This window comes from Pseudomonas sp. KH_040 (assembly GCF_057839305.1).
Map to the genome: position 1 here is coordinate 1,310,037 of NZ_CM174487.1, position 11,333 is coordinate 1,321,369.

General features: G+C 58.7%; 11 protein-coding genes. All 11 read left to right on the forward strand.

The window, feature by feature from the left end:
• Positions 1–11 precede the first annotated feature (11 nt).
• The 11 genes from uppS to rnhB all read left to right on the forward strand — a co-directional run bounded on the left by uppS (position 12) and on the right by rnhB (position 11,316).
• On the forward strand, positions 12–767 hold the full coding sequence (uppS, locus tag AC3IUF_RS05710) for a polyprenyl diphosphate synthase (protein ID WP_007908854.1): 756 nt from the start codon (positions 12–14) through the stop codon (positions 765–767).
• Complete coding sequence (locus tag AC3IUF_RS05715; protein WP_095112516.1) at positions 767–1,573, forward strand: phosphatidate cytidylyltransferase; 807 nt, start codon at positions 767–769, stop codon at positions 1,571–1,573. The genes uppS and AC3IUF_RS05715 overlap by 1 nt, the downstream gene beginning before the upstream one ends.
• Positions 1,570–2,760: a 1-deoxy-D-xylulose-5-phosphate reductoisomerase gene (gene ispC, locus AC3IUF_RS05720; RefSeq protein WP_489280605.1), complete on the forward strand. Its 1,191-nt coding sequence runs from the start codon at positions 1,570–1,572 to the stop codon at positions 2,758–2,760. Before AC3IUF_RS05715 ends, ispC begins: the two co-directional genes overlap by 4 nt.
• Before the next feature lie 54 nt (positions 2,761–2,814).
• On the forward strand, positions 2,815–4,167 hold the full coding sequence (gene rseP / locus AC3IUF_RS05725) for a sigma E protease regulator RseP (RefSeq protein ID WP_095112514.1): 1,353 nt from the start codon (positions 2,815–2,817) through the stop codon (positions 4,165–4,167).
• 74 nt (positions 4,168–4,241) lie between these two features.
• Complete coding sequence (bamA, locus tag AC3IUF_RS05730; RefSeq protein ID WP_007908850.1) at positions 4,242–6,617, forward strand: outer membrane protein assembly factor BamA; 2,376 nt, start codon at positions 4,242–4,244, stop codon at positions 6,615–6,617.
• 45 nt (positions 6,618–6,662) lie between these two features.
• Positions 6,663–7,166, forward strand: coding sequence for an OmpH/Skp family outer membrane protein (locus AC3IUF_RS05735; RefSeq protein ID WP_007908849.1), 504 nt, complete (start codon positions 6,663–6,665; stop codon positions 7,164–7,166).
• A 3-nt stretch (positions 7,167–7,169) separates the two neighbouring features.
• On the forward strand, positions 7,170–8,225 hold the full coding sequence (gene lpxD / locus AC3IUF_RS05740; RefSeq protein WP_007908848.1) for a UDP-3-O-(3-hydroxymyristoyl)glucosamine N-acyltransferase: 1,056 nt from the start codon (positions 7,170–7,172) through the stop codon (positions 8,223–8,225).
• Positions 8,226–8,331: 106 nt separating this feature from the next.
• Positions 8,332–8,772 (forward strand): 3-hydroxyacyl-ACP dehydratase FabZ, encoded by a 441-nt coding sequence (gene fabZ / locus AC3IUF_RS05745; protein WP_003222142.1) that lies wholly within the window; start codon positions 8,332–8,334, stop codon positions 8,770–8,772.
• Positions 8,769–9,545: an acyl-ACP--UDP-N-acetylglucosamine O-acyltransferase gene (gene lpxA / locus AC3IUF_RS05750; protein WP_007908847.1), complete on the forward strand. Its 777-nt coding sequence runs from the start codon at positions 8,769–8,771 to the stop codon at positions 9,543–9,545. Before fabZ ends, lpxA begins: the two co-directional genes overlap by 4 nt.
• A 2-nt stretch (positions 9,546–9,547) precedes the next feature.
• The gene (gene lpxB / locus AC3IUF_RS05755) at positions 9,548–10,678 is read left to right on the forward strand and encodes a lipid-A-disaccharide synthase (RefSeq protein ID WP_123374595.1); all 1,131 of its coding nucleotides are present in this window, start codon (positions 9,548–9,550) and stop codon (positions 10,676–10,678) included.
• Positions 10,679–10,689: 11 nt separating this feature from the next.
• Complete coding sequence (rnhB, locus tag AC3IUF_RS05760; RefSeq protein WP_007908845.1) at positions 10,690–11,316, forward strand: ribonuclease HII; 627 nt, start codon at positions 10,690–10,692, stop codon at positions 11,314–11,316.
• Positions 11,317–11,333: the final 17 nt, after the last annotated feature.

An 11,333-nucleotide genomic window follows, 5' to 3' on the forward strand; every position in this document is an offset into this window, starting at 1 on the left:
TCGAGCTTTTAATGGACAAGACCAAGCAGACTGCGCCGTCCGCGGTGCCGCGCCATGTCGCGATCATCATGGATGGCAACAATCGCTGGGCGAAAAAACGCTTTATGCCGGGTGTCGCCGGGCATAAAGCGGGCGTGGATGCTGTGCGTGCCGTAATCGAGGTGTGCGCCGAGGCCAAGGTCGAAGTGCTCACCCTGTTCGCGTTTTCCAGTGAGAACTGGCAGCGCCCGGCCGATGAGGTCAGTGCCTTGATGGACCTGTTCTTCAAGGCCTTGCGTCGTGAGGCCAAGCGCCTCAACGACAACAACATCAGCCTGCGCATCATTGGCGATCGTTCGCGCTTTCATCCGGAGCTTCAGGCGGCAATGCGTGAAGCCGAAGCGATGACGGCGGGCGCCAACCGATTCATCCTGCAGATCGCTGCCAATTACGGCGGTCAGTGGGATATCGCACAAGCTGCGCAGCGTCTGGCGCGTGAAGTTCAGGCCGGGCACCTGCGTCCGGAAGACATCACTCCGGATCTGCTGCAAACCTGTCTGGCGACCGGCGATCTACCGTTGCCAGACCTGTGCATTCGTACCGGTGGCGAGCATCGCATCAGCAACTTCCTGCTGTGGCAACTGGCTTACGCCGAGTTGTACTTCTCCGACCTGTTCTGGCCGGACTTCAAACACGATGCCATGCGCAATGCGCTGGCCGATTTCGCTTCGCGCCAGCGTCGCTTCGGTAAAACGAGCGAACAGGTCGAAGCTGGAGCCCGGGTTTAATGCTTAAACAACGAATCATCACTGCACTGATCCTGCTGCCGATTGCCTTGTGCGGGTTTTTCCTGCTGGAAGGCTCCGGTTTTGCCTTGTTTATCGGTCTGGTCGTGACTTTGGGTGCGTGGGAATGGGCGCGTCTGGCAGGCTTCACCGGACAAACGTTCCGCGTGGGTTTTGCCGCCGTGGTCGCGTTCATGCTGTTTATCATGTACATCCTGCCCGGGCTTGCCCCGTGGGTGCTGGGTGCTTCCGTGCTGTGGTGGGCGGTGGCAACCTGGCTGGTGCTGACCTATCCGCGGTCCAGCGTGCATTGGTCCAGTGCGGCAACCAAACTGGTCATCGGCCTGCTGATTCTGCTGCCGGCCTGGCAAGGTCTGGTGCAGATCAAACAGTATCCGCTGGGTAACTGGCTGATCATGGCCGTGATGGTGCTGGTCTGGGGGGCCGATATCGGTGCCTACTTCTCTGGTCGCAAATTCGGCAAGCGCAAGCTGGCCCCGCAAGTCAGCCCAGGCAAAAGCTGGGAAGGCGTCTATGGTGGTCTTGCGCTGAGTTTGGTGATTACTGCCATTGTCGCGTTTGTTCGCGACTGGACGGTCGCCGAGTTGCTTAAAGGCTTGATTGGCGCTGCGCTGATCGTCTTCATCTCCGTGGTTGGCGACCTGACCGAAAGCATGTTCAAGCGTCAGTCCGGCATCAAGGACAGCAGTAACCTGCTACCTGGTCATGGCGGTGTGCTTGATCGTATCGACAGCCTGACAGCGGCCATCCCGGTGTTTGCCGTGCTGCTGTGGATGGCTGCACCGTGAGTCGCCCTCAACAGGTCACCGTTCTGGGTGCGACCGGCTCGATCGGTCTGAGTACGCTGGATGTCATTGGCCGCCATCCTGAGCGTTATCAGGTGTTCGCGCTGAGTGGTTTCACGCGCCTGAGCGAGCTTTTCGCCTTGTGCGTGCGTCACGTGCCGCAATTTGCCGTGGTGCCGGAAGCTGCCGCTGCGCGCAGTTTGCAGGATGATTTGCGTGCGGCCGGTTTACCCACCCGCGTGCTGGTGGGGGAGGAGGGCCTGTGCCAGGTCGCTGCTGCTCCTGAGGTCGATGCCGTGATGGCGGCAATCGTCGGTGCAGCAGGGCTGCGTCCGACCCTGGCGGCCGTCGAGGCCGGCAAGAAGATTCTCCTGGCCAATAAAGAGGCGCTGGTGATGTCCGGCGCCCTGTTCATGCAGGCAGTGCGCAAGAGCGGTTCGGTGCTGCTGCCGATCGATAGCGAACACAACGCGATTTTTCAGTGCATGCCACAGGATTTTGCCCGTGGATTGAGCTCGGTCGGTGTCCGTCGGATTTTACTCACAGCCTCTGGTGGTCCGTTCCGACAGACACCGATGAGTGAGTTGGCGCATGTTTCACCTGAGCAGGCGTGTGCTCACCCGAACTGGTCCATGGGGCGCAAGATTTCGGTCGATTCGGCCAGCATGATGAATAAAGGTCTCGAACTGATCGAGGCCTGTTGGTTGTTTGATGCCAAGCCCTCGCAGGTCGAGGTGGTGATCCACCCGCAGAGCGTGATTCACTCGCTGGTCGATTATGTCGATGGCTCGGTGCTGGCGCAGTTGGGCAATCCCGACATGCGAACGCCGATTGCCAATGCCCTGGCTTGGCCGGAGCGCATTGATTCCGGCGTGGCACCGCTGGATCTGTTTGCTGTGGCGCGCCTGGACTTCGAGGCGCCGGATGAAGAACGCTTCCCTTGCCTGCGTCTGGCCCGGCAAGCTGCCGAAGCTGGCGACAGTGCTCCGGCGATGCTCAACGCAGCGAACGAAGTAGCGGTGGCAGCGTTTCTCGACGGACGGGTTCGTTACCTGGAAATCGCGAGTATCATCGAGGAGGTATTGAGCCTCGAACCGGTCGTAGCATTGGCAGACCTCGATGCCGTATTTACGGCAGACGCCAAGGCGCGAGTTCTGGCCGAGCAGTGGCTGAAGCGCCACGATCGATAGAATTTGCTACACAATGGCTACACGCGGCACTGAACAGGATTGCGGAGAAAATAGATGAGCGCGCTCTATATGATTGCCGGCACCCTGATCGCTTTGGGTGTGCTGGTCACCTTTCACGAATTCGGCCACTTCTGGGTCGCGCGTCGCTGTGGCGTCAAGGTTCTACGTTTTTCCGTAGGCTTTGGCATGCCGTTGTTGCGCTGGCACGACAAGCAAGGCACCGAGTTTGTGGTTGCCGCGATTCCGCTGGGCGGCTACGTCAAAATGCTCGACGAACGTGAGGGCGAAGTCCCGGTCGATCAGCTTGATCAGTCGTTCAACCGCAAATCCGTGCGTCAGCGTATCGCCATTGTTGCGGCCGGCCCCATTGCCAATTTTCTCTTGGCGCTGGTGTTCTTCTGGGTGTTGGCGATGCTCGGCAGCGAACAGGTGCGTCCGGTCATCGGTGCGGTTGAATCCGGCAGTATCGCCGCCAGTGCCGGTTTGAGCGCAGGTGAAGAGATCGTGGCGATCGATGGAGAGCCGACTACCGGTTGGGCGGCCGTCAATCTGCAGTTGGTCCGGCGTCTGGGCGAAAGCGGTTCTCTGCAGTTGCTGGTGCGTGAGCAGGGTTCGACAGCGGATTCGCCGCGTGAGCTGAAGCTGGATAACTGGCTTAAAGGTGCTGATGAACCAGACCCGATCCGCTCTTTGGGTATTCGTCCGTGGCGCCCGGCTTTGCCACCGGTGCTTGCCGAGCTTGATCCGAAAGGCCCGGCTCAGGCTGCCGGTCTGAAGACGGGTGATCGCCTGCTGGCCCTTGACGGCCAGACGCTGAATGACTGGCAGCAAGTGGTCGATACCGTTCGTACGCGTCCTGATACCAAAATCATGCTGCGCATCGAGCGCGACAGTGCTCAAATCGACGTCCCTGTCACTCTGGCGGCGCGCGGTGAAAGCAAATCGCCAAGCGGATATCTGGGTGCAGGTGTAAAAGCTGTCGACTGGCCGCCGGAGATGATTCGCGAGGTCAGTTACGGGCCTCTTGCTGCCATTGGCGAGGGTGCCCGTCGCACTTGGACCATGAGCATTCTGACGCTCGATTCGCTAAAGAAAATGCTGTTCGGCGAGCTCTCGGTAAAAAACTTGAGTGGACCGATAACCATTGCTAAAGTGGCGGGCGCTTCTGCCCAGTCGGGCGTCGCTGATTTCCTGAATTTCCTTGCTTATCTGAGTATTAGCCTGGGGGTTCTGAATTTGCTGCCCATTCCTGTACTGGATGGGGGGCATTTGTTGTTTTATCTGATCGAGTGGGCGCGTGGTCGTCCCTTGTCGGATCGGGTGCAAGGTTGGGGGATACAGATCGGTATCAGTTTGGTGGTCGGGGTGATGTTGCTTGCTCTGGTCAACGATCTGGGTCGACTGTAACGCTTCGCTGAATTGCGAATCTGCCGCATTTTGCGGCAGTTTGTTTATTGCCAGTTGGAATAAGAAAGGACTTCATGAAACGTCTGCTGCTAACTGCGGTTCTCACCGTATTGATGATCGCCGAAGTTCACGCCGAGTCCTTCACTATCTCTGATATTCGCGTCAATGGCCTCCAGCGGGTCTCCGCGGGTAGCGTCTTTGGTGCCTTGCCGTTGAACGTCGGTGAGCAGGCGGATGATCGTCGCCTGGTGGAATCCACTCGTGCGTTGTTCAAAACCGGTTTCTTTCAAGATATCCAGCTGGGCCGCGAAGGCAACGTTCTGGTCATCACGGTCGTTGAACGCCCGTCGGTCGCCAGTATCGAGATCGAAGGCAACAAGGCGATCTCCACTGAAGACTTGATGAAAGGTCTCAAACAGTCTGGTCTGGCTGAAGGCGAGATCTTCCAGCGCGCCACCCTTGAGGGTGTGCGTAACGAACTGCAACGTCAGTACGTCGCGCAAGGCCGTTACTCGGCTACCGTTGATACCGAAGTGGTGTCGCAGCCGCGTAACCGCGTTGGTCTGAAAGTGAAGATCAACGAAGGCACCGTTGCGGCCATTCAGCACATCAACGTGGTGGGTAACACGGTTTTCCCTGAGGAAGACCTGACCGATCTGTTCGAGCTGAAAACCACCAACTGGCTGTCGTTCTTCAAGAACGATGACAAGTACGCCCGTGAAAAGCTTTCCGGTGACCTGGAGCGTCTGCGCTCCTACTACCTGGACCGTGGCTATATCAACATGGATATCGCTTCGACCCAGGTATCCATCACCCCGGACAAGAAGCACGTCTACATCACTGTCAACGTCAACGAAGGCGAGAAGTACACCGTTCGTGACGTCAAGCTCAGCGGTGATCTGAAAGTCCCTGAGGACCAAGTCAAATCCCTGCTGCTGGTGCAGAAGGGACAGGTGTTCTCGCGCAAGCTGATGACCACCACGTCCGAACTGATCACCCGTCGACTGGGTAACGAGGGTTACACCTTCGCCAACGTCAACGGCGTACCTCAGCCGCACGATGATGATCACACTGTAGATATTCTGTTCGCCGTTGATCCGGGCAAGCGAGCCTATGTCAATCGCATCAACTTCCGTGGCAACACCAAGTCCGAGGACGAAGTGCTGCGTCGTGAAATGCGTCAGATGGAAGGCGGTTGGGCTTCGACTTACCTGATCGACCAATCCAAAACCCGTCTTGAGCGTCTGGGCTTCTTTAAAGAGGTCAACGTTGAAACCCCGGCCGTGCCAGGTGTCGACGACCAGGTTGACGTGAATTACGCCGTGGAAGAGCAGGCTTCCGGTTCGATTACCGCCAGTGTCGGTTTCGCCCAGAGTGCCGGTCTGATCCTCGGTGGTTCGATCACCCAGAACAACTTCCTCGGTACCGGTAACCGCGTCAGCGTCGGCCTGACCCGCAGTGAATACCAGAGCCGCTACAACTTCGGCTACGTTGACCCGTACTGGACCGCCGATGGTGTGAGCCTGGGTTACAACGCGTTCTATCGCACCACCGACTACAAAGACCTCGACGTCGACGTAGCAAGCTATGCGGTCGACAGCCTGGGTGCCGGCGTGAACGTTGGCTACCCGATCAGTGAGACTTCGCGTCTGACCTTTGGCCTGTCGGTTCAACAGGACGAGATCAAGACCGGTACCTACACCGTTGACGAGATTTTCGACTTCGTTAACAAGGAAGGCGACAAGTACCTGAACTTCAAGGCTTCGGCCGGTTGGTCCGAATCGACCCTGAACAAAGGCGTACTGCCGACCCGTGGTCGTTCCCAGAGTCTGACCCTGGAAACCACCGTGCCGGGCAGCGACCTGTCGTTCTACAAACTGGATTACCGCGGTCAGCTGTTCCAGCCGATCAGCGAGAACTACACCCTGCGTCTGCACACCGAGCTGGGTTATGGCGATGGATACGGCGGAACCGATGGCTTGCCATTCTATGAAAACTACTATGCTGGTGGTTTCAACTCGGTTCGTGGCTTCAAGGACAGCACCCTCGGCCCGCGCAGTACGCCGAGCCGTGGCACCAACCCGGGCACATTGGCTGACCCGGACCAGGATCCACTGCCGTTCGGTGGTAACGTCCTGATCCAGGGTGGTGTCGAGGTTCTGTTCCCGCTGCCGTTCGTGAAAGATCAACGTTCGCTGCGCACCTCTGTTTTCTGGGATGTGGGTAACGTATTTGACTCGCAGTGCAAGGACACTACCAATGCAAACGGCTCGACGTCGAACACCAAGTGCAACGACATCAGCCTGAGCAACATGGCCAGTTCCGTGGGTGTGGGTGTGACCTGGGTCACCGCACTGGGTCCTCTGAGCTTCGCGTTGGCCATGCCGATCAAGAAGCCGGATGAGGCTGAAACTCAAGTGTTCCAATTCTCCCTCGGCCAGACGTTCTAAGCGTCTGACCCAAGATAACGACAATGGATTTTGTAGGAGTGCATCGTGCGTAAGTTGACTCAATTGGTTCTCCTGGCCTCCTTGATGGTGGCAGGCCCGGCATTTGCCGACATGAAAATTGCCGTTCTGAACTATCAGATGGCCTTGCTGGAATCCGACGCTGCGAAGAAGTACGCCGTGGATGCCGAGAAGAAGTTCGGTCCGCAACTGACCAAGCTGAAAACGCTGGAAAGCAGCGCCAAGGGTATTCAGGATCGTCTGATGGCCGGTGGCGACAAAATGCAGCAGGGTGAGCGTGAGCGTCTGGAGCTGGAATTCAAGCAAAAGGCCCGTGACTTCCAGTTCCAGTCCAAGGAGCTGAACGAAGCCAAAGCCGTTGCTGACCGCGAAATGCTCAAGCAACTGAAGCCGAAGCTGGATAGCGCAGTGGAAGAAGTCATCAAGAAAGGTGGTTTTGATCTGGTGTTCGAGCGTGGTGCAGTGATCGATGTCAAACCTCAGTACGACATCACGCGCCAGGTTATCGAGCGCATGAATCAGCTGAAGTAACCCATGACCGTGAATATCAAGCTCGGCCAATTGGCCGAGTTCCTCGGCGCCACCCTGCGTGGCGACCCTGAGACGAAAATTACTGGGCTAGCCACTTTGCAAGAGGCTGGCCCAGCTCAGTTGAGCTTTCTGGCAAACCCTCAATATCGCAAATACCTCGCCGGCTCGCAGGCGGCAGCACTGCTGCTCAAAGAAGCCGATGCCGAAGGTTTTGCCGGTAATGCGTTGGTGGTGCCGGATCCTTACCTGGCTTACGCGCGAATCTCGCATCTGTTCGATCCCAAGCCAAAAGCCACTGCGGGTATCCATCCGTCGGCGGTCATTGCGCCTGACGCAGTGGTTGATCCAGCCGCCAGCATCGGCCCATTCGTGGTGATCGAGGCCGGTGCGCGGATCGCGGCAAACGTGACACTGGGCGCGCATTGCTTCATCGGCGCGCGCAGTGAAATTGGCGAAGGCGGCTGGCTCGCGCCACGCGTGACGCTGTATCACGACGTGCGCATCGGCAAGCGTGTGGTGATCCAGTCTGGTGCCGTGCTCGGCGGCGAAGGTTTCGGTTTCGCCAATGAAAAAGGCATCTGGCAGAAAATCGCCCAGATCGGTGGTGTGACCATCGGCGACGATGTCGAGATTGGCGTGAACACCGCCATCGACCGCGGCGCGTTGGCCGATACCGTGATCGGCAATGGCGTTAAGCTCGATAACCAGATCCAGATCGCCCACAACGTTCAGGTCGGTGATCACACCGCCATGGCGGCGTGTGTCGGCATTTCCGGCAGCACCAAAATCGGCAAGCACTGCATGCTCGCCGGCGGTGTTGGCCTAGTCGGGCACATTGAAATTTGCGACAACGTTTTCCTCACCGGGATGACCATGGTGACCCACTCGATTACCGAGCCGGGTGCCTATTCTTCCGGTACAGCCATGCAACCGGCGGCCGAATGGCGCAAAAGCGCGGCCCGCATCCGTCAGCTCGATGATATCGCGCGACGTTTGAAACAGCTGGAAAAGCGCGTAGGGGAAGTGACCCCTGACGGCAATGCTTCATCAGATGGCTGATACCATTTCCATATCAAGTGTGCACAGCCTCTAGACTGCCTCCTTGATTTGCTAGAGGAGTGCGCGTCAGTCGCGCTCCCAATCTTTACATAGGCTTCCCCCCGAAATGATGGACATCAACGAGATTCGCGAATACCTGCCTCACCGTTACCCGTTCCTGCTGGTGGACCGGGTGGTGGAACTGGACACTGAAGGCAAGCGCATTCGCGCCTACAAGAATGTCAGCATCAATGAACCGTTCTTCAATGGTCACTTCCCTGCGCATCCAATCATGCCGGGCGTGCTGATCATCGAAGCGATGGCTCAGGCTGCCGGGATCCTCGGTTTCAAAATGCTTGACGTGAAGCCTGCCGACGGCACGCTTTACTACTTCGTCGGTTCCGACAAGCTGCGCTTCCGTCAGCCAGTGTTGCCGGGCGATCAGTTGATCCTCGAAGCCAAGTTCATCAGTTGCAAGCGCCAGATCTGGAAGTTCGAATGCCAGGCTTCGGTTGATGGCAAGCCGGTCTGCTCGGCTGAAATCATCTGTGCGGAACGCAAGCTATGAGTTTGATTGACCCTCGCGCAATCATCGATCCATCGGCCGTTCTGGCTGATGGCGTCGAGGTCGGCCCGTGGTCGATCATCGGCGCAGGTGTGGAAATCGGCGAGGGTACCGTGATCGGGCCGCATGTAATCCTCAAAGGCCCGACCCGCATCGGCAAACACAATCGCATCTACCAGTTTTCCTCGGTAGGCGAAGACACGCCCGATCTGAAGTACAAGGGTGAAGAAACCCGTCTGGTGATCGGTGACCACAACGTCATCCGCGAAGGCGTGACGATTCACCGTGGCACCGTGCAGGACCGTTCGGAAACCACGCTGGGCGATCACAACCTGATCATGGCCTATGCCCACATCGGCCACGACAGCGTTATCGGCAACCACTGCATTCTGGTCAACAACACGGCTTTGGCCGGCCATGTGCATGTGGATGACTGGGCGATCCTCTCCGGGTTCACCCTGGTTCACCAGTATTGCCACATTGGCGCCCACAGCTTTTCCGGCATGGGCACCGCCATCGGCAAGGACGTTCCGGCGTTCGTCACCGTGTTCGGCAACCCGGCCGAAGCGCGCAGCATGAACTTCGAAGGCATGCGCCGTCGCGGTTTCAGCGAGGACGCGATCCACACCCTGCGTCGCGCTTACAAAACCGTCTATCGTCAGGGCCTCACGGTCGAGCAGGCGCTGGCTGAGCTGGCCGAACCTGCAGCGCAGTTCCCGGAAGTCGCGATATTCCGCGACTCCATCCAGTCGTCGACTCGCGGCATCACTCGCTGATCATGGCCAATCTGCGTATCGCGCTGGTAGCGGGTGAAGCTTCCGGTGACATTCTCGGCGCCGGTCTCATGCGCGCCCTCAAGGCGCAGCATCCGGCGGTCGAGTTCATCGGCGTCGGTGGCCCGTTGATGCAGGCCGAAGGCCTGACCTCCTATTTTCCCATGGAGCGCTTGTCGGTCATGGGCCTGGTGGAAGTGCTCGGGCGCCTGCGCGAATTGCTTAAGCGCCGCAAGGACCTGATCGCCACGCTGATCGCCGAGAAACCGGATGTGTTCATCGGTATCGACGCGCCGGACTTCAATCTCAATATCGAACTCAAGCTGCGTCAGGCCGGGATCAAAACCGTGCATTACGTCAGCCCTTCGGTGTGGGCATGGCGACAGAAGCGCGTGCTGAAGATCCGCGAAGGTTGCGATCTGATGCTGACACTGCTGCCGTTCGAAGCAAAATTCTACGAAGAGAAAGGCGTGCCGGTGCGGTTCGTTGGCCACACACTGGCCGACACCATCCCGCTGGAGGCCGACCGCTCTGCGGCGCGTGCCGAGTTGGGCTTGCCCGACGGCCCGCTGGTGGCGTTGATGCCCGGCAGCCGTGGCGGCGAAGTCTCCCGTCTCGGTGCGCTGTTCCTCGATACTGCTGAACGCCTGCGCGCGATGCGCCCGGGTTTGCGCTTTGTCATCCCGTGCGCCAATCCGGAGCGCCGCGCGCAGCTTGAAGAGTTGCTTGCGGGGCGTGATCTGCCGGTAACCCTGCTCGACGGCAAATCCCATCTGGCACTGGCTGCGTGCAACGCCGTGCTGATCGCCTCCGGCACCGCGACCCTCGAAGCGCTGTTGTACAAGCGGCCGATGGTGGTGGCGTACCGCTTGGCACCGCTGACGTTCTGGATTCTCAAACGCATGGTCAAGAGCCCGTACGTGTCCTTGCCGAATCTGCTGGCCCAGCGTCTGCTGGTTCCAGAATTGTTGCAGGATGATGCGACGGTCGAAGCATTGGCGCAGACCCTGTCGCCGCTGATCGAAGGCGGCGAAGAACAGACCCGCGGGTTCGACGAGATCCACCGCACACTGCGGCTGGATGCTTCTAATCAGGCGGCGGACGCCGTCCTCAACCTGATCGGTCAGACACGATGAGCAAGGCAAGCATGCAGATGGGCCTGGATTTCACCCTGGTCGCCGAAGTCGAAGAACTGGTCGCCGGCGTCGATGAAGTCGGTCGTGGTCCGTTGTGCGGTGCAGTGGTCACGGCAGCGGTGATCCTCGATCCGAATCGGCCGATTCTCGGCCTCAACGATTCGAAGAAGCTCACCGAAGCCAAGCGCGAAAAGCTCTACGACGAAATCATCGAGAAATCCCTGAGCTGGTGCATTGCCCGCGCCGAAGTCGAAGAAATCGACGAGCTGAATATTTTGCACGCGACCATGCTGGCCATGCAGCGCGCAGTCGCCGGCCTGCACATTCAGCCGAAACTGGCGATGATCGACGGCAATCGCTGTCCGCAATTGCCGATGCGCGCCGAAGCGGTGGTGCAGGGCGACGGCAAGGTGCCGGCCATTGCTGCGGCGTCGATTCTGGCCAAAGTCAGTCGCGACCGTGAAATGGCTGCATTCGAATTGATCTACCCGGGTTACGGCATCGGCGGCCATAAAGGCTACCCGACGCCCGTTCATCTGGAAGCCTTGGTGCGCCTTGGCCCGACGCCGATTCACCGGCGCTCGTTCGCCCCGGTGCGTCAGGCTTATGAAGCGCTGGAAGGTCTGACGCAGGTTTAGTCGCAAGGCTGATGTTT